Origin of the sequence: Streptosporangium saharense (assembly GCF_014203715.1) — a bacterium.
GTDB lineage: Bacteria > Actinomycetota > Actinomycetes > Streptosporangiales > Streptosporangiaceae > Streptosporangium > Streptosporangium saharense.
In genome coordinates, this window is record NZ_JACHJP010000002.1 from 1,173,933 (window position 1) to 1,196,188 (window position 22,256).

General features: G+C 70.7%; 17 protein-coding genes and 1 pseudogene. 10 read left to right on the forward strand and 8 right to left on the reverse strand.

Annotated features, from left to right (window positions below; all coding sequences use genetic code 11):
* Nucleotides 1-2: 2 nt before the first annotated feature.
* Entirely contained in the window at nucleotides 3-1,259 is a 1,257-nt protein-coding gene (locus FHS44_RS14210) for a serine hydrolase domain-containing protein (protein ID WP_312863652.1), read from the reverse strand.
* A 159-nt stretch (nucleotides 1,260-1,418) separates the two neighbouring features.
* On the opposite strand from FHS44_RS14210, the gene FHS44_RS14215 reads away from it, so the two are divergent.
* Entirely contained in the window at nucleotides 1,419-1,988 is a 570-nt protein-coding gene (locus FHS44_RS14215; RefSeq protein WP_184714451.1) for a class IV adenylate cyclase, read from the forward strand.
* Between the two features lie 3 nt (nucleotides 1,989-1,991).
* Here the strand turns inward: FHS44_RS14215 and dnaE are convergent, their stop codons facing one another.
* The gene (gene dnaE, locus FHS44_RS14220; protein WP_184714453.1) at nucleotides 1,992-5,513 is read right to left on the reverse strand and encodes a DNA polymerase III subunit alpha; all 3,522 of its coding nucleotides are present in this window, start codon (nucleotides 5,511-5,513) and stop codon (nucleotides 1,992-1,994) included.
* A gap of 148 nt (nucleotides 5,514-5,661) precedes the next feature.
* On the opposite strand from dnaE, the gene FHS44_RS14225 reads away from it, so the two are divergent.
* Both FHS44_RS14225 and FHS44_RS14230 read left to right on the forward strand, forming a co-directional pair.
* Entirely contained in the window at nucleotides 5,662-7,050 is a 1,389-nt protein-coding gene (locus tag FHS44_RS14225) for an amino acid permease (protein ID WP_184714455.1), read from the forward strand.
* 24 nt (nucleotides 7,051-7,074) lie between these two features.
* Nucleotides 7,075-7,401: a PadR family transcriptional regulator gene (locus FHS44_RS14230; RefSeq protein ID WP_184714457.1), complete on the forward strand. Its 327-nt coding sequence runs from the start codon at nucleotides 7,075-7,077 to the stop codon at nucleotides 7,399-7,401.
* A gap of 12 nt (nucleotides 7,402-7,413) precedes the next feature.
* On the opposite strand, the gene FHS44_RS40975 is transcribed toward FHS44_RS14230, so the two are convergent.
* A complete protein-coding gene (locus FHS44_RS40975; protein WP_312863674.1) occupies nucleotides 7,414-7,719 on the reverse strand; it encodes a chorismate mutase in 306 nt (101 codons plus the stop codon).
* Between the two features lie 171 nt (nucleotides 7,720-7,890).
* A pseudogene (locus FHS44_RS40980) lies at nucleotides 7,891-8,352 on the reverse strand (hypothetical protein); the annotation flags it as partial.
* A 307-nt stretch (nucleotides 8,353-8,659) separates the two neighbouring features.
* On the opposite strand from FHS44_RS40980, the gene FHS44_RS14240 reads away from it, so the two are divergent.
* The 6 genes from FHS44_RS14240 (at nucleotide 8,660) to FHS44_RS14265 (ending at nucleotide 16,234) form a co-directional block, all read left to right on the forward strand.
* Nucleotides 8,660-10,765 carry a serine/threonine-protein kinase gene (locus FHS44_RS14240; RefSeq protein ID WP_184714459.1) on the forward strand — a complete coding sequence of 702 codons (2,106 nt, stop codon included), beginning with the start codon at nucleotides 8,660-8,662 and terminating at the stop codon, nucleotides 10,763-10,765.
* 51 nt (nucleotides 10,766-10,816) lie between these two features.
* The gene (locus tag FHS44_RS14245) at nucleotides 10,817-12,784 is read left to right on the forward strand and encodes a serine/threonine-protein kinase (protein ID WP_184714461.1); all 1,968 of its coding nucleotides are present in this window, start codon (nucleotides 10,817-10,819) and stop codon (nucleotides 12,782-12,784) included.
* Nucleotides 12,781-13,662: an AraC family transcriptional regulator gene (locus FHS44_RS14250; protein WP_312863653.1), complete on the forward strand. Its 882-nt coding sequence runs from the start codon at nucleotides 12,781-12,783 to the stop codon at nucleotides 13,660-13,662. The genes FHS44_RS14245 and FHS44_RS14250 overlap by 4 nt, the downstream gene beginning before the upstream one ends.
* Nucleotides 13,663-13,672: 10 nt before the next feature.
* Nucleotides 13,673-14,353, forward strand: coding sequence for an AzlC family ABC transporter permease (locus FHS44_RS14255; protein ID WP_184714463.1), 681 nt, complete (start codon nucleotides 13,673-13,675; stop codon nucleotides 14,351-14,353).
* Complete coding sequence (locus FHS44_RS14260; protein ID WP_184714465.1) at nucleotides 14,350-14,664, forward strand: branched-chain amino acid transport AzlD family protein; 315 nt, start codon at nucleotides 14,350-14,352, stop codon at nucleotides 14,662-14,664. Before FHS44_RS14255 ends, FHS44_RS14260 begins: the two co-directional genes overlap by 4 nt.
* Before the next feature lie 97 nt (nucleotides 14,665-14,761).
* A complete protein-coding gene (locus FHS44_RS14265) occupies nucleotides 14,762-16,234 on the forward strand; it encodes a serine/threonine-protein kinase (RefSeq protein WP_184714467.1) in 1,473 nt (490 codons plus the stop codon).
* A gap of 12 nt (nucleotides 16,235-16,246) precedes the next feature.
* Here the strand turns inward: FHS44_RS14265 and FHS44_RS14270 are convergent, their stop codons facing one another.
* The 3 genes from FHS44_RS14270 to FHS44_RS14280 are packed head-to-tail and all read right to left on the reverse strand — an operon-like array spanning nucleotide 16,247 to nucleotide 18,205.
* Entirely contained in the window at nucleotides 16,247-17,179 is a 933-nt protein-coding gene (locus tag FHS44_RS14270) for an RluA family pseudouridine synthase (protein WP_184714469.1), read from the reverse strand.
* Nucleotides 17,172-17,822 carry a signal peptidase II gene (gene lspA, locus FHS44_RS14275; protein ID WP_184714471.1) on the reverse strand — a complete coding sequence of 217 codons (651 nt, stop codon included), beginning with the start codon at nucleotides 17,820-17,822 and terminating at the stop codon, nucleotides 17,172-17,174. The genes FHS44_RS14270 and lspA overlap by 8 nt, the downstream gene beginning before the upstream one ends.
* Nucleotides 17,786-18,205 carry a TraR/DksA family transcriptional regulator gene (locus tag FHS44_RS14280; protein ID WP_184714473.1) on the reverse strand — a complete coding sequence of 140 codons (420 nt, stop codon included), beginning with the start codon at nucleotides 18,203-18,205 and terminating at the stop codon, nucleotides 17,786-17,788. Before FHS44_RS14280 ends, lspA begins: the two co-directional genes overlap by 37 nt.
* A 472-nt stretch (nucleotides 18,206-18,677) precedes the next feature.
* On the opposite strand from FHS44_RS14280, the gene ileS reads away from it, so the two are divergent.
* Nucleotides 18,678-21,842 (forward strand): isoleucine--tRNA ligase, encoded by a 3,165-nt coding sequence (gene ileS / locus FHS44_RS14285; RefSeq protein ID WP_184714476.1) that lies wholly within the window; start codon nucleotides 18,678-18,680, stop codon nucleotides 21,840-21,842.
* A gap of 56 nt (nucleotides 21,843-21,898) precedes the next feature.
* Here ileS and FHS44_RS14290 read toward each other — a convergent pair whose 3' ends face one another.
* Nucleotides 21,899-22,201, reverse strand: coding sequence for an ArsR/SmtB family transcription factor (locus FHS44_RS14290; RefSeq protein ID WP_184714478.1), 303 nt, complete (start codon nucleotides 22,199-22,201; stop codon nucleotides 21,899-21,901).
* Nucleotides 22,202-22,256 lie beyond the last annotated feature (55 nt).

Sequence of the window (22,256 nt, forward strand, 5' to 3'; positions counted from 1 at the left end):
GCCTACCGCTTGACCAGGACCTGCTGGGTCGGGAAGGGCGTCAGGGTCGTCCCCCTGGCCAGGGCCGTACCGGGACCGCACAGTGCCCGCAGCAGGTGGTCGCCGAGCGCGTAGTCGATCGGGTGCGGCTGCAGGACGCCGTTGTCGTCGAAACGCTGGTACTTCATCAGGTTGATCCCCAGGGAGATCTGACGGCGGCCGTCCTGGCTGGACAGGGAGAAGGTGCCCATGCCGAAGACCCCTCCGTCGTGGCCCCAGAACCGGCCGCAGGGCAGGTCCTGGGCGTAGATGCCCAGGCCGTAGTTCATCAGGACGTTGCCCTGGGCGTCGGTGACCGGCACCGTGGTCCGCATCTGGGCCAGTTGTGCCCTGGGCAGCAGCCCGCCGCCGAGCAGCACCCGGTAGAACCGGTCGAGGTCGTCGGTCGTCGAGACGATGGCGCCCGCGGTGTGGGCCCACGACATGTCGTAGACGCTGTAGTCACGCGGTGGGTCGATGAGCCCGTAGAGCGACTCGTAGGCCTTGGAGTGCGGCCCGGGGATGACCGGCGTGCGCGGGAAGGAGGTCTCGCGCAGCCCGGCCCGCTGGATGACCTCCCGGGTGATGTACCGCTGCGCCGACTCGCCCGTCACCTTCTCCAGCAGCAGCCCGGCGATGACGTAGTTGGTGTTCGAGTAGGACCAGTTCTGCCCCGGCTCCCCCGTCCTGGGCGCCGCGACGCCGAGCCGCACCAGTTCCTCCGGGCGGATCGTACGGAAACGTCCCTCGTCCAGGCTCGCGGCCGAGCCCTGGGCCAGCGAGGGGAAGGCGCCGACGACGTAGTCGCCGATCCCGCTGGTGTGGTTGAGCAGCGTCCGCACGGTGACCTTCCGCCCGAGGTCGGCGGGCAGCAGCCTCGGCAGGTAGCGCGCGACGGGCGCGTCCAGGTCGACGCGGCCCTTCCCGGCCTGCTGGAGGATCGCGACCGCGGTGAAGGTCTTGGTGATGCTGCCGACCCGGTGGCGCATGCCGGGCCGTACCGGTCTGCCCGTCTCCACGTCGGCGACCCCCGCCGCGCCGTCCCACTCCTGCCGGCCGTCCCGGACGCTGGAGTAGACGCCGTACATGCCCGCGTCGCGGATCGCGGCGAGGGTCTCCTCAAGTCCTGCGCGGTCGAGCGTCCCCTCCTGCGGTTCCGCCGCCTGCGCGGGCAGGGTGGCGCCCGCCACGAGCGCGGCGCTCAGTCCAAGTCCGACGATCACAACCCCACGACGCCCCACGAAGGTCACTCCTCGAAGCCGGGAACACGACCTCATCATGATCGCGAATCCGCCGCCCCCGAACCTCCCCTTTCCGGACGATCCGGCATTCGTCCCCAGGGGGGACAGCACGGTTGAATGATCACGAGGAAGGATGACCGACACCGGAAGAAGGAGAGTATGGAGCACGAGTACGAGGCCACGTTCCTGTCCGTCGACGTCACCGCCCTGCGGGCCGGGCTGACCTCCCTGGGGGCCGTCCAGGTGTTCCCCCGGACCCTCATGACCAGGAGGATCTTCGAGAGCGACGCCTTCGACGACGGCCAGTGGCTCCGGCTGCGTGACGAGGCGGGCCGTACGACCCTCACGCTCAAGCAGGTCACCGACGCCACAGTCATCGACGGCACCACCGAGATCGAGACCGAGGTCGGCGACTCGCGCGCCATGGCCGAGATCCTGCGGCGGCTCGGCCTGCGAGAGGCCCGCTACCAGGAGAACTACCGGGAGGAGTGGCGGCTCGGCGAGGTCGTCTTCGACATCGACACCTGGCCGGACCTGCCGACCTTCGTCGAGATCGAGGGACCCGACGAGGCCTCGGTCCGCGAAGCCTCGGCCCTGCTCGGGTTCGACTACGCCACGGCCCGCTTCGGCAGCGTGGACAAGATCTACCGCGGCGAGACGGGCCGCGACATCCTCGCCGAGCCCACGCTCCTGTTCTCCCGGCCTTCCCAGGCTTCCCGGACGGAGTGAGCGTCAGGCGCCCAGGCAGGCCGGGCCGAGGAGCTGTTTCAGGTCGCCCATCAGGGCCGGGGAGAGCGCGACGCGCAGGCGGTCGTCGAGGCGCACGACCGTGGTCTTCGGCCCGTTGTGCACCTGGAGGTGGACCTCGGTCTTGCCTGGGTGGGCGATCAGCACCTCCTTGAGGCGGCCGATCAGCGGCGGGGTGCAGCGGGCCAGCGGGAGGCTGACCGGCAGCGGGCCGCCTCCCTCCCCGGTGAGGTCGGGGGCGGTGACCTCCATGGCGATGATCTTGCCGACGTCCTCGCGCTTGTCCAGGCGGCCCTTGACGAAGACGATGGCGTCCTCGGCCAGGACTGTCGAGCAGAGCTGGTAGGCCGAGGGGAAGATCATCACCTCGATGGCGCCCTCCAGGTCCTCCAGCATGGTCAGGACCCAGGTGTCGCCCTTCTTGGTGACCTTGCGCTGCACGCCGGACAGGATGCCGCCGACGGTGACGATCTGGCCGTCGGGACGGGTCTCGTCCTGCAGGGCGGCGACCGAGCAGTCGGCGCCCGCGGACAGGATGTGCTCGACGCCGAAGAGCGGGTGGTCGGAGACGTACAGGCCGAGCATCTCGCGCTCGAACTGCAGCACGGTGTTCTTGTCCCACTCCCCCGCCGGGATCCGCACGTCGAACGTCTGGTCCTCGGCTCCCTCGACGGCGCCGAACAGCGAGTCCTGCCCCTGCGCCTCGTTCTTCTTGATGCCGATGACGCTGTCCACGGCCTGCTCGTGGATCAGGACCAGGCCCTTGCGCTCGTGCGCGAAGGAGTCGAAGGCACCCGCCTTGATCAGCGACTCGATGACCCGCTTGTTGCAGACGATCATGGGGACCTTGCGCAGGAAGTCCTTGAAGTCGGCGAAGCGGCCCTTCTCCCTGCGCGCCGAGATGATGCCGTCGACCACGTTGCCGCCGACGTTGCGGATGGCCGAGAGGCCGAACCTGACGTCGCTGCCGCGCGGGGTGAAGTCGAAGTCGGAGTCGTTGACGTCCGGCGGGAGCACCTTGATGCCCATGCGGCGGCACTCGTTGAGGTAGAGCGCGGACTTGTCCTTGTCGTCCTTGACCGAGGTCAGCAGGGCGGCCATGTACTCGGCCGGGTAGTTGGCCTTGAGGTAGGCGGTCCAGTAGGAGACCAGTCCGTAGGCGGCGCTGTGCGCCTTGTTGAAGGCGTAGTCGGAGAAGGGGAGCAGGATGTCCCAGAGGGTCTTGATCGCCGCGGCCGAGTAGCCGTTGGCCTTCATGCCCTGCTCGAAGGACTCGAACTGCCTGTCCAGCTCGGCCTTCTTCTTCTTGCCCATCGCGCGGCGCAGCAGGTCCGCCTTGCCGAGCGAGAACCCGGCGACCTTCTGCGCGATGGCCATGACCTGCTCCTGATAGACGATCAGGCCGTAGGTCGTGCCGAGGATGTCGGCCAGGGGCTCCCTGAACTCCTCGTGGATCGGGACGATCTCCTGCTGGCCGTTCTTGCGCAGCGCGTAGTTGGTGTGCGAGTTGGCGCCCATCGGTCCCGGGCGGTACAGCGCGCCGACGGCGGAGATGTCCTCGAAGTTGTCGGGGCGCATCAGCCGCAGCAGCGAGCGCATGCCGCCGCCGTCCAGCTGGAACACGCCCAGGGTGTCGCCCCTGCCGAGCAGCTCGTAGGTCCTGCGGTCGTCCAGCGGCAGCTTGAGCAGGTCGATCGCGGTGCCGGTGTTGGCCTCGATCATCTTCAGGCAGTCGTCGATGATCGTGAGGTTGCGCAGGCCAAGGAAGTCCATCTTCAGCAGGCCGAGCGTCTCGCAGGTCGGGTAGTCGAACTGCGTGATGATCGCGCCGTCGGAGTCGCGGCGCATGATCGGGATGTAGTCGGTCAGCACCTCCGACGACATGATGACGCCCGCGGCGTGCACACCGGTCTGCCGGATCAGGCCCTCAAGACCCCTGCCGAGGTCGATGGCCGACTTGACGTCGACGTCCTCCTCGTACAGCCTGCGCAGCTCACCGGCCTCGTTGTAGCGGGGGTGGTCCCTGTCGAAGATGCCCGAGAGCGGGATGTCCTTGCCCATCACCGCGGGCGGGAAGGCCTTGGACACCCTGTCGCCGAGCGCGTACGGATATCCAAGGACGCGAGCCGCGTCCTTGATGGCCGCCTTCGCCTTGATGGTGCCGAAGGTGGCGATCATGGCGACCTTGTCGGCGCCGTACTTCTCCGTCACGTAACGGATCACGTCACCGCGCCGACGCTCGTCGAAGTCGATGTCGACGTCGGGCATGGAGACGCGGTCGGGGTTGAGGAACCGCTCGAAGATCAGGCCGTGCGGCAGCGGGTCGAGGTCGGTGATGCCCAGCGCGTAGGCCGCCAGCGAGCCCGCGGCCGAACCACGCCCAGGGCCGACACGGATGCCGTTGTTCTTGGCCCACATGATGAAGTCGGCGACCACGAGGAAGTACGAGGGGAACCCCATCTGGAGGATGATGTCCATCTCGTAGTCGATCTGCCTGCGGTGGACCTCGTCCACGCCCTCGGGGTAGCGCCGCCGCATGCCCCGCTCGATCTCCTTGCGGAACCAGCTCTCCTCGGTCTCCCCCTCGGGCACGGGGAAGGTCGGCATCAGGTTCCTGAAGCCGAACATGCCGGTGGGATCGACCCGCTCGGCGACCAGCAGCGTGTTCCTGCACCCCTCGGCCCACAGGTCCGAGGTGTCGACAGCCCGCATCTCGTCGGCGGTCTTGATGTAGTAGCCGCTGCCGTCGAAGCGGAACCGGTCGGGGTCGGCCAGTTGCTTGCCGGTCTGGATGCACAGCAGCGCGTCGTGGGAGGTCGCGTCCGACTCGTAGGTGTAGTGGGAGTCGTTGGTGACCAGCGGCGGGATGTTCAGCTTCCTGGAGATCTCGGTCAGGCCCTCGCGGACCCGGCGCTCGATGTCGAGCCCGTGGTCCATGATCTCCAGGAAGTAGTTGTCCCTGCCGAACAGCTCCTGGTACTTGGCCGCCGCGGCGAGCGCCTCGTCGAACTGCCCCAGCCGCAGCCGGGTCTGGACCTCGCCCGACGGGCAGCCGGTCGTGGCCATCAGGCCTTCCGAGTGCTCGGCCAGGATCTCGGCGTCCATCCTCGCCCACTTGCGGACGAAGCCCTCGGTGTAGGCGCGCGAGGAGAGCTTCATCAGGTTCTTCAGGCCGCGCTCGTCGCGCGCCCAGATCGTCATGTGGGTGTAGTAGCCACCCGCGGAGACGTCGTCGCGCCGCTGGTGCGGCTCACCCCACAGCACCGGCTTCTTCCGGTGCCGGGAGCCGGGCGCGACGTAGGCCTCGATGCCGATGATCGGCTTGATGCCGGCGCCGGTCGCCTGCCGGTAGAAGTCGTAGGCGCCGTGCATGTTGCCGTGGTCGGTCATCGCGATCGCCGGCATGCCCAGGTCACCGACCTGTTTGAACATCTGCTTCAGACGGGCGGCTCCATCGAGCATGGAGTACTCCGTGTGAACGTGAAGATGCACAAACGAGTCGGACATAAGGCCTCTTTCCTCCCCTGGTCGCGTGTCCGCGTGGGAAGCCTACGCCGTTCTCCGCTCTTCGGGGGCACCCGACGCCGCACACTCAGAGCGACGATTGGATACTGTCCGTAACGTTGTTTCCGGGGTGGTGCTGACGGGGGGACCCATGAAGACGGACGAGGGCGGCGAGGGCTACGTCCACGCGCTCGGCAACCGCCAGGTGCAGATGATCGCGATCGGTGGCGCGATCGGCGTCGGCCTGTTCCTCGGGGCGGGCGGGCGGCTGCACGCGGCCGGTCCCGCCCTCGTGCTGTCGTACGCCGCCGCCGGGCTCGCCGCCTTCTTCGTCATGCGGGCCCTGGGCGAGCTGGTCCTCTACAAACCGACCTCGGGGTCGTTCGTCGAGTACGCCGGTGACTTCCTCGGCCCGTGGGCCGCCTTCGCCAGCGGCTGGATGTACTGGGTCAACTGGGCCTTCACCGGCATCGCCGAACTGACCGCCATCTCCACCTATGTAGGGATGTGGGCGCCGCACTTCCCCCGCTGGGTGACCGCGCTCATCGCGCTGGCGTCCGTGCTGGTCGTCAACCTCCTGTCGGTGCGGCTCTTCGGCGAGCTGGAGTTCTGGTTCGCCATGCTCAAGGTCCTGGCCATCTGCGCCTTCCTGGTGGTCGCCCTGGCGCTGGTCGCCTTCGGCACCTCACTCGGCGGGAGTACGGCGGGCCTGGGCAACCTCGTCGCGCACGGGGGCTTCTTCCCCAACGGCTTCCCCGTGGTCCTGATGAGCATGCAGTCGGTGATCTTCGCCTACTCCGCGATCGAGCTGGTCGGCATCGCCGCGGGCGAGACGAAGAACCCCAGGCAGGTCATCCCGAGGGCGATCAACGGCGTGATCTGGCGGATCGCGATCTTCTACGTCGGCTCGGTGCTGCTGCTGGCCATGGTCCTGCCGTGGACGGCGTACGGCCCCGGCCAGTCGCCGTTCGTCACGGTCTTCGCCGCTCTCGGCGCCCCCTGGGCTGCCGACGTCATGAACCTCATCGTGATCACGGCGGCCATGTCGTCGTGCAACTCCGGCCTGTACTCCACCGGGCGCATCCTGCGGGCCATGGCCGTCAAGGGCGAGGCCCCGGCGTTCGCGGGGAAGATCGGCTCCCGTCACGTCCCCTACGGCGGCATCCTCATCACGGCGGGCGTGTTCGTGGCCGGGGTCGTCCTCTACTACTTCGTGCCCGAGCGCGCCTTCAACATCGCGACCGCGGTCGCCTCCCTCGGGGTCGTCACGACCTGGGGAACCCTGCTGATGTGCCAGATCCGGCTGCGTGAGGCGGCGGACAAGGGTCTGCTCGTCCGCCCCTCGTTCCGGATGCCCGGCGCGCCGTACACCGGCTGGGGCAGCCTGGCCTTCCTCGGCCTCGTGGTGTTCCTGATGCCGTTCGCCGACGACGACCAGCGCGTGGCCTTCTTCTGCATCCCGCTGCTGGTCGCCGGGATCGTCGCCGGGTGGCGGATCGTCGGCTCACGCCGTTCGACCGGAACACCCCTTGATCAATAGTACGTTGCACGATATATATCGACCGTGGGCTTACGCGAGCAGAGTTACCTGATCCTGCTGGCCCTTTCCGAGGGCCCCCTGCACGGATACGGCGTGACCAAAACCGTGCGGGAGCTGTCCGAGGATCGGGTACGGCTCGGCGCGGGCACGCTGTACGGCGCCCTGGACCGGCTGGCCACCGACGGCCTGGTGACCGTGGCGGGCGAGGAGGTCGTCGAGGGCCGCCACCGCCGCTACTACGACCTGACGGAGCACGGCCGCGAGGTCCTCACCGAGGAGACCGCCCGCCTGTCCCGTCTCACCGCGACCGCCCGCCGCCGCCTCGCCCTCCGCCCCGCGCCGGAGCCGTGAGCCTTCCGAAGGTCAGTCGAGGCCCGAGGCGCGCTCCTCGGCGAGATGGAGCCCGGCCTCGATGACGGCGTTCATGATGGGGGCCAGGCGCTCCTCACCGAGGGTGGGGGCGCGGCGGGCCATCTCGGCGACCAGGCGGCGCTCACGGTCCATGTCGCGGCCCGCGAAACCGCCGACGGGCTTGAGCCGCTGGATGGTGCCCGCCAGCTCCGCGCGGCGCTCCAGCAGCACGGCCAGGACCGCGTCCACCCGGTCGATGGCGCCGCGGGCCTCGGGCACCGAACCCGGCCTCTCCCAGCGGACGACCACGCCGACGATCCTGGCGACCTCACCGGCGTCCAGCGCGGCCTGCTCGGTCGCCCCGGGGGCGAGCAGGAGGCCGTCGGCCCCCGCGGCGACCGCCGCCGCGGCCAGCGTGGGGTCCTCACCGAGATCGACCAGCACCGGCCTGCCCGAGCTCCGCCGCGCCTCCCGCATCAGGGCCAGGTCCAGGGGGTGCGTACGGCTGCCGCTCTCGCACAGCACCACCTGGTCGTTGCCCTCCGCCACGCAGTAGTCGGCGATGGCCAGCCACTCCTGAAGCGTCGCGGCGGGACCGCGCTGCACGACGACCGGAAGCCCGAGCCTGGCGACCGCCCTGACCAACTGGAAGTCCTGCATCCAGGCCGCGCCGATCACGACCCCGTCGGCGTTGGCCGCGATCTCCCGCAGGTCGGCGGCGGAGAACGGCTCGACCAGCAGGGGCCCCGACCATCCGGCGCGGGCCTCGGCGACGGCCCTGGCAGCGGGTATCCGCCCATGGTGGTCACGCAGGCTGATCCAGCGGGCCTGCGCCCCCTCGCCGCCGATCACCACGGCCGGTCCCGCTCCCACCGCGAGCGTCCCCACCCGTACGGCTCCGCGTTCCAGGTGGCGCTCCAGGTCTGCGGTCAACGACATCTCGGCTCCCATACTCAGCCGGCACGCATTCCCATGGGCCGGCGAATCGTAAGAAACAAAAAAGGCAGAGACCCTGTCTCTGCCTTGTGCCGGCTCCGAACGGTCGCTACATCACGCTTTCACGACCGGCTCCCCGGAGCCGGCTCGGTAAACACGAAGTAGAACGTCATGAAAAAGACGATAGGGCATCCTCGTCCCAGGCGCCACTCGCAGGCCAGCGCACTGCGAGGGGTAGGGAGATCCAGATCTCCGGAGAGTCGATCACCCTCCTCGGCCTATGAGAGTATTCGGTGGTTCCAGAAAGGGGGAGGTGCGATCGATGGCCGAAGCACAGCCTGAGGGACGTCGCGTCGCCTCCCGTTACCACCTGCTCGAACCCATCGGCCGGGGCGGGATGGGCATCGTCTGGCGGGCGCACGACGAGTTCCTCGACCGTGAGGTCGCCGTCAAGGAGGTCCGCTACGCCGACATGCTCGGCGAGGACAGCCAGGAGGACTTCAACCGCCGCACCAAGCGCGAGGCGCGGGCGGCGGGGCGGCTGACGCACCCCAACGTGGTCGTCGTCCACGACGTGGTCGAGGAGGACGGCAGGCCCTGGATCGTCATGCAGCTGGTCGAGTCCCGCTCGCTCGGCAAGGTGATTCGCCAGGAGGGGCCGCTGCCGTACCGGCGGGTGGCGGAGATCGGGTCGCAGGTCCTTGAGGCACTGCGCGCCGCCCACGCCCAGGGGGTGCTGCACCGTGACGTCAAGCCGGAGAACGTGCTGCTGGCCGACGACGGCCGGGTGGTGCTGACCGACTTCGGCATCGCGACGCTGGAGACCGAGACCGCGCTGACCATGACGGGGATCGCGGGCACGCCCGCGTTCATCCCGCCGGAGCGGATCAAGACCGGGACCGCGCAGCGCGAGTCCGACCTGTGGTCCCTTGGGGCGACGCTGTACGCGGCCGTCGAGGGCAAGCCCCCGCACGACCGGGGCGGGGCGCTGCCGACCATGCACGCCGTACTGAACGACGAGCCCGAACCGCCCGTCCACGCCGGACCGCTGGCGCCCGTGCTCGAAGGGCTGCTGCGCAAGGACCCCGACCTGCGGATGTCCTACGACGAGGCGGCCCGGCTGCTGCGCCAGGTGGCGGAGAGCCCCCAGGAACGGCGCCAGCCCGCCAGGACGGCCGTCATGCCCGCCGTCGCGGGCGAGGCGAGCGCCGAGACCGACCCGGGCGTCCAGTACCGCCCGGAGGCCGTGCCCGCGACGGGAGTGAAGCTGGGCTCCTCCACGGCCGAGGAGCCCCAGGCGCGCGGAGACCGGCCCCCGGCCGCCCCCGTCTCCGGGGCGGCGAACCGGCCCGCCGCGAAGCCCCCGTCGAAACCGCCGTCGAAACCGGCCGCCAAGCCCGCCCAGCAGGCCGTACAGAAGAGCCCGCAGGCCGCACCGCAGCCGGTGACGCGCAAGGTCACGCCGAGGCCCGCCGCCAAGCCGGTGCCGCCGCGCCCCGTGAGTCCCCCCAGACCCGCCGAGCCCGCGGTCAGGCGTGAGCCCGCCCCATCGGTACGGCCTCCGGTGCCCGTCTCGCGTCCCGAGACCAGGTCCGTCCCCCCGGCGCCGTCCGTTCCCCCGGCCGTGGAGTTCTTCCCCACGTCGCCCTCGGGGGGCGGAAAGTCTCCCTGGAACTGGGACTCCATGCCGCCGCTACGGCGGTGGCTGCTGCTGCTCGTGCCCGTGCTGGTGCTCATCATGCTGGTCGCGGGCTATCTCGGGATGCGCTCCGGAAGGGCGGGCGGTCTGCCCGAGCCCAGGCCGAGCGGATCAAGCGAGTCGAGCGAGGCGGGCGGGTCGGGTGACTCCGTCGGGGCCGCCGACAAGCCCGCGGAGACGGCCACGGAGCCGGTCTCCGAGAACTCCACCGAGCCCGCGGAGAGCCCCAGTCCCAGTCCCACGGAGAGCACCCCCACGGACAAGGACGAAGAGAAGGAGAAGGAGTCCGGGCTGCCCGAGGGCTGGCGCACGCACAAGGACTCCAACGGGTTCTCCGTCGGCCTGCCCAAGGGGTGGGACGTCGACCGTCGTTCCGGCCCCTCGGTGTGGTTCCGCGGTCCCGACCGGGTGAGCTACCTGCTGATCGAGTACACCAACACTCCCAACTCCGACCCGAAGAAGGACTGGGAGGACCAGGAGCGCTACAGCAGGGGCAACTTCCCCGGCTACAAGCGCATCCAGATCGAGAAGGTCGACTACATGAAGAAGGCCGCCGACTGGGAGTTCACCTGGAACACGAGTTCCGGCAAGGCGCGCGTGATCGACCGGGGCTTCGTGACCGAGGGTGGCAGGGGCTACGCGATCTACTGGCACACCATGGCCGACGAGTGGGACAAGAACCTCGCCCTCTTCAAGGGATTCACGGCGACCTTCTCCTCCAAAAAGTAGGCGAGCCTCCCAACCGGCTACGATGCGTGGGTTTGGGAGGGGCTGGAGAGAATGACCGAACGGAAGGTCGCGGGCCGGTACCGCCTGCTCGAACCCATCGGCGAAGGCGGAATGGGCGTCGTCTGGCGTTCCCACGACGAGCTTCTCGACCGGGTCGTGGCGGTCAAGGAGGTCCGTTACCGCGGGATCGACGAGGCCGCGCGGGCCGACCTGAACCGGCGGACGATCCGGGAGGCCAGGAGCGCCGGACGGCTCGACCACCCCTCCGTGATCATCGTGCACGACGTGGTCGAGGAGGAGGGGCGGCCCTGGATCGTCATGCAGCTGGTCCGCTCGCGCTCCCTCGGCGAGGTGGTGCGCCGGGGCGGGCCGCTGCCCCCGGCGCGGGTCGCCGCGGTCGGGCTGCAGGTGCTCGGCGCGCTGCGGGCCGCGCACACGGCCGGGGTGCTGCACCGTGACGTCAAGCCGGAGAACGTACTGCTGGCCGACGACGGCCGGGTGGTGCTGACCGACTTCGGCATCGCCTCCATGACGCAGGAGACCGGGATCACCCGCACCGGGGGGATGGTCGGCACCCCGGCGTTCCTGCCTCCCGAGCGGCTGCACGGCATGCCCGCGACCCCCGAGTCGGACCTGTGGTCGCTGGGGGCGACGCTGTACGCGGCCCTTGAGGGGCGTCCGCCGTTCGAACGGCCGACGGCCGCGGCGACCATGATGGCCGTCCTGAACGGCGAGCCGAGCCCCATGTCCCACACCGGCTCCCTCGTCTCGGCGATCCTCGGCCTGATGGCCAGGGAGCCCGCCGCCCGGCTGAGCGCGGACGCGGCCGAGACGCTGCTCACCCGCGCCTGCACCGAGACGGCGGGGGCCGCGGGAGCCTCCCGGCACGGCCGTCCCGCCTCCCCTCTGGACGACCCTCTGAGCGACCCCCTCCCTCCCGCTCCGCCGTATCCGAGCGAGGCACCGTACGCGGACCCCCGCCACGGCGGTGAGGCCTGGCGGCAGCCGACCCCCCAGCCGGGGATCCCCCCGCAGAACGCCGCCCCGTGGCACCCCGGCCTGTCCGGGACGCCCCACGACCCGTCGGCCGCCGGGCAGACGCCGTACCCGCAGATCCGCGACGGCGGGACCCGGGCCGGGCAGCCCGCCTACCCCAACGACCCCTTCCAGGCCTACCATCCGGGTGGCCAGGCGCCTCCCGGCGAGCCCGCCCAGGCGGGTTTCCATCCCCAGGGGGGGTATCCACTGTCCGCCGACCCGTTCGGCGGGCACCATCCCGCGTCGTCCCACGGCACCGAGCCGTCGTACCGGAGGTCCGGTGGGCGGCGGGGCAGGCGTGCCGCGCCCGGTGAGCCGGTGACCTCGCGGCGGACGGCCGTACGGCGGACGGCCCTGATCGTGGGGATACCGGTGCTGGTCGCGGGGCTCGGCGCCGGAGGGTGGTTCCTCGTGGACAACCTCGGTGACGGCCGGACCGTGACCCCTCCCGCGACATCCGCCCCGCCGAGCCCGTCCGCCAAGCCGTCGAAGAGCCCGCGCCCGTCCCCCACGGCCTCTCCCACGGCGCGCCCGGCCAGGCTGCCCGAGGGCTGGCAGTACTACAAGGACCCGGTGATGGGCTTCACCGTGGCCCTGCCGCGCGGCTGGGCGAGCAAGCGCTTCCCCGGGCGTGACCGGGTGGAGTTCAGGAAGGCCGGTTCGTCCGCCCTGCTGTGGATCGAGTCGACCGACGACCCGGAGAAGGACCCGGTCAGGCACTGGGAGAAGCTTGAGAAGGACCGCGTGGTCGAGAAGCTGTGGCCGGGCTACGAGCGGATCGGCATCACACCGCTGCGCTACCGTGGTGTGGAGGCGGCCGACTGGGAGTTCACCTACCTGAAGAACGGCGTCCGGACACACGTCCTGGACCGGGGGTTCCACACGATCACGGGCCGTCCCTACGCGATCTACTGGGAGAGTCCCGAGTCCGAGTGGGACCGGGCGTTCTTCGACAGGTTCACCGAGACCTTCCGTCCGTGACCGGCCGGGGGTCGGGCCTGGAGAGACCACTGGAGACGAAGGAGACTGCGCACTTCTGGCGCAATCCGGCGCTGCCCGGGGTCGATCTGCTCAAGGCGAGATACGTGACCCACTGGTTCACCCGGCACGCCCACGCGGGCTACGCGATCGGGGTGATCCTGTCCGGGGTCGAGGAGTTCGACTACCGGGGGTCGCGGCACCGCGCGGGCGCGGGGAGCGTGGTCCTGGTCGATCCCGACCAGGCGCACAACGGGCACGCGGGCGAGCCGGGAGGCTGGGCGTACCGGATGCTCTACCCCTCCGTCGAGGTGCTGACCGAGATCGCCGAGGAGCTGCTCGCCGGGCGGGGCACGCCGTACTTCCCCGAGCCCGTCGTCTCCAGCGCGCGGGGCGCCGCGCTGCTCAGGAAGGCGCACGACGCGGCCGAGCACGGTGACAGCCTGGCCTCCTCGACGCTGGCCCGCGCTGCCTTCGGCACGCTGCTGCGCCTGCACGCCGCCCGCCTTCCCCAGGAGAGCACCCATCCGGGCGACAACGACCTCGCCGTACGGCTCGCGCGGGAGATCCTGCACGAGCGGCTCGTCGATCCGCCGACGATCGAGGACCTGGCGCTGGCCGTGAGGGCGAAGCCGTTCGCCCTGATCAGGGCCTTCAAGGCGGCGACCGGGCTGCCCCCGCACGCCTACCTGAACACGCTGCGGGTCGCCAGGGCGCGTGGCCTGCTCACCGCGGGAGTGCCCGCCGCCCAGGTCGCCGCGGACGTCGGCTTCACCGACCAGGCCCATCTGACCAGGCACTTCAAGCGGATCGTCGGTGTCCCCCCGGCCGCGTACCAACGTGCAGGAACGTACAAGACCGAGCCGGAAAGCTCCACATAACCTCACCAACATGGAAATATCCACTCGTTCCTCAGCGACAAGGGACGGACTGGGGGTGGGGATCGCCGTCGGACTGTCCGGCGTCGCGTTCGGCGCCAGCGCGGTCACCGCGGGACTGAGCGTCGCCCAGGCGTGCGTGCTGAGCCTGTTCGCCTTCACCGGAGCCTCACAGTTCGCCCTGGCGGGCGTCATCGCGGGCGGCGGGAACCTCCTCGCGGGCACCGCGGGCGCCCTGCTGCTGGGAGCCCGCAACAGCCTGTACGGCCTGCGCATGGCCGACGTGCTCGGCGCCAGGGGAAAAGCCAGGTTCCTCACCGCCCACGGCGTGATCGACGAGACGACGGCGGTCGCCCTGGCCCAGCCCGACGAGGAGTCGGCCAGGAGGGGGTTCCTCGTCACGTTCGCCAGCCTCTACCTGACCTGGAACCTCACCACCCTGCTCGGCGCGGTCGGCACCTCGTGGGTCGCCGATCCCGCGACGCTCGGCCTGGACGTGGTCGGGCCCGCGACCTTCCTGGCGATCCTGTGGCCCAGGCTCACCGGTGACGGCCCCGAGAAGGGCGCGCTGCGGCTGGTCGCGGGGGCCGGCGCCGCGATCGCGCTGGCCGTGACCCCGTTCACCCCTCCCGGGGTGCCCGTGCTGGTCGCCTCGGTGGCCGTACTCGCCGTGACCCTGAGGAGGCCCCGATGAGCGCCGCGTGGTGGGCCGTGATCGTCACCTGTGCCGGGTGCTACGCGCTGAAGCTGGCCGGGATCTCCGCGCCGCGCAGGCTGCTCGACCACCCCCGGGTGCAGCGCTTCGCCGCGCTGGTCCCGGTCGCGCTGCTCGCCGCGCTGATCGCGGTGCAGATGTTCGCGCACGGTCAGTCGCTGCACCTGGACTGGCCGCGTACGGCGGGGCTCGGCGCCGCCGTCGTCGCGCTGCTGCTGCGCGCCCCCTTCCTCGTGGTGCTCGCCAGCGCCGCCGTCGTCACCGCGGCGCTGCGCTGGCTGGTTGGCTGAGCGGGGATGACCGGGCTTCATGACCGGACGCCAACTGTTGCGGTGATCTGCGTAGTTCATCCTGAATACCGGGACGTATCACGGGTAGACGAGGCCCATGTCCGACTCTGGAGAGGTCATCGGCGCCCGTTACCGGCTGCTCGAGCACATCGGCCGTGGGGGCATGGGCACGGTCTGGCGGGCGAAGGACGAGGTGCTCGGCCGCGATGTCGCGGTCAAGGAGGTCATCCCCTCTCCGGACCTGACGGGCCCGGAGCGTGAGGTCTTCACCGTCAGAACGCTCAGGGAGGCGCGGGCCGCAGGCAGGATCGGCCATCCGGGCGTCGCGACGGTCTACGACGTGATCGAGGAACGCGGGCGTCCGTGGATCGTCATGCAACTCGTCGAGTCCAGGACGCTCGGGGCGGTGGTCCGCGAGGACGGGCCGCTGCCCGCCGACCGGGCGGCCCGCGTCGGGCTCGACGTGCTCAGCGCGCTGGTGGCCGCCCACCACGCGGGCGTGCTGCACCGCGACGTCAAACCGGACAACGTACTGCTGGCCAGGGACGGCCGGGCCGTACTGACCGACTTCGGCATCGCCGTGCTTGAGGGCGACTCGTCGGTCACCAGGACCGGAGCCCTCATCGGCACCCCGGCGTTCATCGCGCCCGAGCGGGCGGGCGGAGGACCGGCGGAGTTCGCCTCCGACCTGTGGTCGCTGGGGGTGACGCTCTACGTCGCGGTCGAGGGGCGCTCCCCCTTCGAGCGCGCCCACCCGCTGGCCACGCTCAGCGCGGTCATGCACGAGGAACCGGCCCCCATGAAGCTCGCCGGACCGCTGGGACCGGTGATCCACGGGCTGCTCCGTAAGGACCCCGCGCAGCGCATGGCCGCCCAGGACGTGCAGGTCCGCCTGCGCTCCATCGTGAACGGCATCGCCCCGCAGGAGACCATGCCGATCGACCTGCCCTCCCCACCGGCGACGGGGCCTGTGGGCGTGGTCGCCGCGAACGAGGCCGTGAACGAGGCCGTGGCCGTGGCCGGGCGGACTGTCGCCTCCGGCTCCCCGGCCCCTCGACGACGGCGGCGGGGTGTGGCCGCTGTCGCCGTCGCCGCGCTCGCGGTCACCGCGACCGCGAGCGCGGCGGCCTGGGTCGCCATGAGCTCCGCTCCCCCAGCCCTGCGGGGGCCGGTCACCCCGGCGGGGGTCTCTCCGAGCGAGCGCACCCCCGCGACGAAGCCGGAGCAGGCACGGCTGCCCGCGAAGAAGGACCCCGCCCCAGAGCGGAAGCAGGAGAGCGGCGAGAGCCGTACCACCCCGGAGACCCCGCAGAACAAGCCCGAGAAGCCGGCGGAACCCGAGAAGACCGGGAAGCCGGAGGCGAGCGAGTCTCCCGCTCCCCCGAAGAAGGAGAAGCCCCCCAAGGACGACAAGCCAGACAAGAGCCAGGACGAGGAGCAGGACCCCGGTCCGGCCGAGGACGGCGGCGAGGACATCCCCGAACAGGCCCCCGAGGACGACCAGGAGCAGGAGCCGGTCGGCGAGGTGGCCCCGGCCGACGCCCTGAACGCCCTCGCCGAGCTCTCCTGACGCCCTACCGGATTACCAGGACTCCTCGCCGACGACCTTCAGCGCGTGGGCGAGGTCGTCGGGATAGTCGGTGGTGAAGGTCATCCACTCGCCCGTCACGGGGTGCTCGAAGGCCAGGGAGACCGCGTGCAGCCACTGGCGGGAGACGCCGAGCCGCGCGGCCAGCGTGGGGTCGGCGCCGTACATCATGTCGCCGACGCACGGGTGGCGCAACGCCGACATGTGGACCCTGATCTGGTGGGTCCTGCCGGTCTCCAGCTTGATGTCGAGCAGTGAGGCGGCGCGGAAGGCCTCGATCGTGTCGTAGTGGGTGACCGAGTCCTTGCCGCCCGCGACGACCGCGAACCGGCCGTCCCCCGAGGGATGGCGGTCGATCGGCGCGTCCACGGTGCCGCGCAGCGGGTCGGGGTGCCCCTGGACCAGCGCGTGGTAGCGCTTCTCCACGGTGCGCTCCTTGAAGGCCCGCTTCAGCCGCGAGTAGGCGTGCTCGCTCTTGGCCACGACCATCGCGCCGGTGGTGTTGGCGTCCAGGCGGTGCACGATGCCCTGGCGCTCGGCGGCGCCGCTGGTCGCGACCCGGTGCCCGGTGCCGAGCAGGCCGCCGATCACGGTCGGGCCGGTCCAGCCCGTGGTCGGGTGGGCGGCCACCCCGATCGGCTTGTTGACGACGACGATGTCGTCGTCCTCGTGGACGATCGTCATGCCGGGGACAGGTTCGGCGACCGGGGTCGGCGCGCTCGGCGGGGGCGGCAGGGTGACGTCCAGCCACGCGCCCGCGTGGACCCGGTCGGACTTGGCCGCGGGCGAGCCGTCGACCAGCACGTCCCCGTCCACGATCAGCTCCGCCGCCCGGGTCCGCGAGAACCCGAACAGCCGGGACAGGGCCGCGTCGAGCCGTTCGCCCTCAAGCCCGTCGGGGACGGGGAGACTCCGCTGCTCAGCCATCGTTCCTGCTCTCCGCCCTGTCGATGGAACCTTCCTCGTCCTGGATCTCCGGCTCCTGCTCGTCGTGGGCGCCGTCACGGGTGCCGTCGAGCTGGTAGCCGCGCCAGGCCAGGTAGACGGCCAGGATTCCGCCGCAGACGATCGCCGAGTCGGCGACGTTGAACACCGGGAAGTGGCTGGGGAAGACCTCGACGAAGTCGACGACGTGCCCCTGGAACCCGCCCGGAGCCCGAAAGAGCCGGTCGGTCAGGTTGCCCAGCGCCCCGCCGAGCATCAGGCCGAGCGTGATGGCCCACGGAAGGCTGCGCAGCTTGCGCGCGGTACGCAGGATGGCGACCACGACGCTGGCCGCGATGATCGTGAACACGATGGTCATGCCCGTGCCGATACTGAAGGCGGCCCCCGCGTTGAAGATCACCCGGAACTGGAGCAGCCCGGGGATCAGCACGAGCGGGTCCTTGCCCTCCAGGGTCCTCAGCACGGCCGTCTTCGTCGCCAGATCAAGGCCGTAGACGACCACCGCGAGCGCGGCCAGCAGCGCGACACGCCTCCTGCGCGGAGATCTCCGCGGGTCCCCGCCGGGACCCTCCACGGTCGTCTCTCCGGTCAGCGCCGCTCCTCCCGCTGCTTGCAGGCCACGCACAGCGTCGCCCTCGGGAACGCCTGGAGGCGCTCCTTTCCGATCGGCTTGTGGCACGATTCGCACACTCCGTAGGTCCCTGCGTCGATCCGGGCGATCGCCCGTTCGTTCTGCGCGACCAGGTCGCGCGAATTCAGGGTAAGGGCGATCTCGCGTTCCCGCTCATACGTCCGGGCACCCGCGTCGGCCTGATCGTCCCCGGCTCCGTCCGTGACGTCACCCGAGGCGATCTCGCTCTCGGCCTTGAGGATCTCCTGGTTCAGCTCGTCGATCTCCGCGGTCAGCCTCTCGCGGACCTCGGCGAGTTCCTCGGCCGTCCAGGTGACGGTGCCGCCGTTCCCCGACGGGGCTACCGCGCTCTCGTCCGCGCGTACGGTCGCGGCCATGGCGGCCTCCTTGCTCGATCGGACCGTATCCGGTGTGGTAAACGGTGCGGGCAGCTTAGGTCCCCCATAACAGAACGGCAAACGACCCGCCGTGATGTTTACCACTCCCGTAACATCCGGCCCCCCTCCCCGGATTCCGCCCGAGCCTTGACATCGCCGGGGAAAATCGGGAAGTTTCGCGCGTGCCCGTACGTTAGGGTGTGAGCCTGCAAGGCGTTGATGGGGACGAGTACCTCCGAGCCCCTCGCACGAGCGACCCGGGGACGGTGCGAGCCCGGGGCGATGCCCGGAGAGAAGATCACCCCTGAGCCGCCGGAGGAACGGCCGCGCGAACGGCGCCGCCCAGTAGAACCGGCAGCAGACCCGAAGGAAGAGGGCCTTCTCGCGAAGGTCAAGGAGGGTGGTACCGCGGGGCCGTACGGTCTCGTCCCTCCACGCCACTGCCAGCGCCAGCGTGGAGGTCCAGCCCGTCATGTCCGCCTATTTCCGCTCTCTTCCCGCGCAGGTCGATCTTCCTGCGCTCGAACACGAGGTGCTCGGCCGCTGGCGGGACGGCAAGGTCTTCGAGCGCTCGGTCGAGCAGAACGCCGACGGCCCCAACTGGGTCTTCTACGAGGGCCCGCCGACCGCCAACGGCATGCCCGGCGTGCACCACGTCGAGGCCCGCGTCTTCAAGGACGTCTTCCCCCGCTACCGCTCCATGCTCGGCTACAACGTCCCCCGCAAGGCGGGCTGGGACTGTCACGGCCTGCCCGTCGAGGTCGGCGTCGAGAAGGAACTCGGCCTGTCCGGCAAGAAGGACATCGAGGCGTACGGCATCGCCGAGTTCAACGCCCGGTGCCGCGAGTCGGTGCTGCGGCACGTGGACGCCTTCGAAGAGCTGACCGAGCGCATGGGCTACTGGATCGACCTGTCCCAGGCCTACCGCACGATGGACCCCTCCTACGTGGAGTCGGTCTGGTGGTCGCTCAAGGTCATCTTCGACAAGGGCCTCCTCAGCCGTGACTTCCGGATCACGCCGTACTGCCCGCGCTGCGGCACCGGCCTGTCCGACCACGAGCTGGGCCAGCCCGGCGGCTACGAGACCGTGACCAGCCCGTCGGTCTACGTCCGGATGCCCGCGACCTCGGGCCCGCTGGCCGATCTCGGCGCCTCGCTGCTGATCTGGACCACCACCCCGTGGACGCTGGTGTCCAACACGGCCGTGGCCGTGCACCCCGAGGTGACCTACGTCGCGGCGCGCCCGGCGGGCTCCGACGAGGTGCTGGTCGTCGCCGAGCCGCTGCTGGTCTCCGCCCTCGGTGAGGGCGCCGAGGTGCTGGCCACCTTCCTGGGCAGCGACCTTGAGCACACCACCTACTCGCGGCCCTTCGACCTGGTGGACATCCCCGGCGCGCACTATGTGGTGCTCGGCACCTACGTCACCACCGAGGACGGCACCGGCCTGGTCCACCAGGCTCCCGCCTTCGGCGCCGACGACATGACCACCTGCAAGCGGTACGGCCTGCCCGTGGTCAACCCGATCGGCCCCGACGGGCGCTTCCTCGACGACGTGCCCCAGGTGGGCGGCCAGTTCTTCAAGGACGCCGACGAGGGCCTGACCGCCGACCTGCGGGACCGCGGCCTGCTGTACCGGGGCGACCACTTCGAGCACAGCTACCCGCACTGCTGGCGCTGCCACACGGCGCTGCTGTACTACGCGCTGCCCGCGTGGTACATCCGCACCACCGCGGTCAAGGACCAGATGCTCGCCGAGAACGAGAAGACCAACTGGTTCCCCGAGACGATCAAGTGGGGCCGCTTCGGCGAGTGGCTGCGCAACAACGTGGACTGGTCGCTGTCCCGCTCGCGCTACTGGGGCACCCCGCTGCCGCTGTGGGTCTGCTCGGCGGACGACTCCCACGTCACCTGCGTCGGCTCTCTTGAGGAGCTCGGCGGCCTGGCGGGCCAGGACGTCTCGGCCCTCGACCCGCACCGCCCCTACGTGGACGACGTGACGCTGCCCTGTCCCACCTGCGGCGCCGAGGCGCGCCGGGTGCCGGACGTGATCGACGCCTGGTACGACTCGGGCTCCATGCCCTTCGCCCAGTGGGGCGCGCCGTACCTCAACGAGGACGTCTTCGCCAAGGCCTATCCCGCGCAGTTCATCTGTGAGGCGACCGACCAGACGCGTGGCTGGTTCTACTCGCTGATGGCGGTCGGCACGCTGGTCTTCGGCAGGTCGTCCTACGAGAACGTGCTCTGCCTGGGCCTGATCCTCGCCGAGGACGGCCGCAAGATGAGCAAGCACCTGGGCAACGTGCTGCAGCCGATCCCGCTGATGGACAAGCACGGCGCCGACGCGCTGCGCTGGTACATGGCCTGCTCCGGCTCCCCGTGGGCCGCCCGCAGGGTCGGGCACGCCGCCCTTGAGGAGATCGTCCGCAAGGTCCTGCTGACCTACTGGAACACGACCTCCTTCTTCACCCTCTACGCCAACGCCGAGTCCTGGTCGCCGGCCCAGCTCGCCGAGGCCCCGCCGTACGACGAGCGGCCGCTGATCGACCGCTGGGCACTCGCCGAGCTGCACCGTACGGTGGCCGAGGTCACGGCGTCGATGGAGGAGTTCGACACCGCGAAGGTCGGGCGGCGCCTCGCCGACTTCCTCGACGACCTGTCCAACTGGTACGTGCGCCGCTCCCGGCGCCGGTTCTGGTCCGGCGACACCTCGGCGTTCGCCACGCTGTACGAGTGCCTGGAGACCGTCACCCGCCTGATGGCCCCGGTGACGCCGTTCCTGACCGACTACGTCTGGGACGTGCTCCGCGACACCGGTGCCCCCTCCTCGGTACACCTGACCACCTGGCCCACGGTGAAGGAGGAGCTGCTCAACCGTGAGCTTTCAGAGCAGATGGCGCTGGTGCGCCGCCTGGTCGAGCTTGGCCGCTCCGCCCGCGCCTCCTCCGGCGTGAAGACCCGGCAGCCCCTCGGCCGCGCGCTGGTCGGGGCCAGGGGCTGGGGCGCGCTCTCCCAGGAGCTGCGCGACCTGATCGCCGAGGAGCTGAACGTGCAGCGGCTTGAGAACCTCGGCGGCGTCGAGGCCGACCTGGTCTCCTTCACGGTCAAGCCCAACTTCCGCGCCCTGGGCAGGCGGTTCGGCTCGCAGACCAAGCTGGTCGCCTCCGCCGTCGGCGCGGCCGACGCCGCCGGGCTGGCCCGCGCGCTGCGCTCGGGGTCGGCCGTCGCGGTCGAGGCGGGTGAGCTGGGCACGGTCGAGCTGACCGCCGAGGAGGTCATCGTCACCGAGCAGCCGAAGACCGGCTGGGCTGTGGAGACCGGGGCGATCGACACCGGCACCGGTGAGACGGTCGCGCTCGACCTGGCCATCACCGACGAGCTGCGCAGGGCGGGTCTGACCCGCGACGCCATCCGCCTGCTCCAGGACGCCCGCAAGTCCACCGGCCTGGCCATCACCGACCGGATCGAGGTGTGGTGGTCGGCCGCCGACGCCGACCTGGCCGAGGCCCTGCGCGCCCAGGGCTCGGTGATCGCCGCCGAGATCCTCGCCGACTCCCTCACCGAGGGCTCGGCGGAGGACCTGCCCGTCCACCACGACGCCGACCTGGGGCTGACCTTCCAGCTCCGCCGTACCGTCTGACCGGCTCCTGACCCCGAGGGGGCGGGTGGCACCACGCCGCCCGCCCCCTCGCCCGTTCACGCGGGAGGTTTCAGCACCAGGTCGAGCAGGCCGGGGAAGCGGGTCTCCAGGTCGTCGCGGCGCAGCGTGAGATAAAGCCTGCGGCCCTCCCTGCGCTGGCGGATCACCCCGCTCTCACGCAGGGCCCGCCAGTGGTGGGTCATGCTCGACTTGGGAAGGTCGGGCATGATCTCGCCACAGAACCGCTCCTCCCCCGATGCCAGGGCTCGCGCGATGTCCAGGCGCACGGGATGCCCGAGCGCGGCGAGCACGTCGACCAGCTCGATCTCCCCGGCGGCGGGATGGTGCAGTACGGCCACGCCAACACTGTACGGGATTCTCGTACAACCGCTTCCCCCAACTTGACACCCTCGA

Bases quoted from the DNA above. Each gene is read 5' to 3' on its own strand.
- FHS44_RS14240 (WP_184714459.1), top strand. From the start codon at position 8,660: ATGGCCGAAGCACAGCCTGAGGGACGTCGCGTCGCCTCCCGTTACCAC.
- FHS44_RS14255 (WP_184714463.1), top strand. From the start codon at position 13,673: ATGGAAATATCCACTCGTTCCTCAGCGACAAGGGACGGACTGGGGGTG.
- FHS44_RS14280 (WP_184714473.1), bottom strand. From the start codon at position 18,205: ATGGCCGCGACCGTACGCGCGGACGAGAGCGCGGTAGCCCCGTCGGGG.
- ileS (WP_184714476.1), top strand. From the start codon at position 18,678: ATGTCCGCCTATTTCCGCTCTCTTCCCGCGCAGGTCGATCTTCCTGCG.
- FHS44_RS14215 (WP_184714451.1), top strand. From the start codon at position 1,419: ATGGAGCACGAGTACGAGGCCACGTTCCTGTCCGTCGACGTCACCGCC.
- FHS44_RS14260 (WP_184714465.1), top strand. From the start codon at position 14,350: ATGAGCGCCGCGTGGTGGGCCGTGATCGTCACCTGTGCCGGGTGCTAC.
- FHS44_RS14270 (WP_184714469.1), bottom strand. From the start codon at position 17,179: ATGGCTGAGCAGCGGAGTCTCCCCGTCCCCGACGGGCTTGAGGGCGAA.
- FHS44_RS14265 (WP_184714467.1), top strand. From the start codon at position 14,762: ATGTCCGACTCTGGAGAGGTCATCGGCGCCCGTTACCGGCTGCTCGAG.
- dnaE (WP_184714453.1), bottom strand. From the start codon at position 5,513: ATGTCCGACTCGTTTGTGCATCTTCACGTTCACACGGAGTACTCCATG.
- FHS44_RS14245 (WP_184714461.1), top strand. From the start codon at position 10,817: ATGACCGAACGGAAGGTCGCGGGCCGGTACCGCCTGCTCGAACCCATC.
- FHS44_RS14225 (WP_184714455.1), top strand. From the start codon at position 5,662: ATGAAGACGGACGAGGGCGGCGAGGGCTACGTCCACGCGCTCGGCAAC.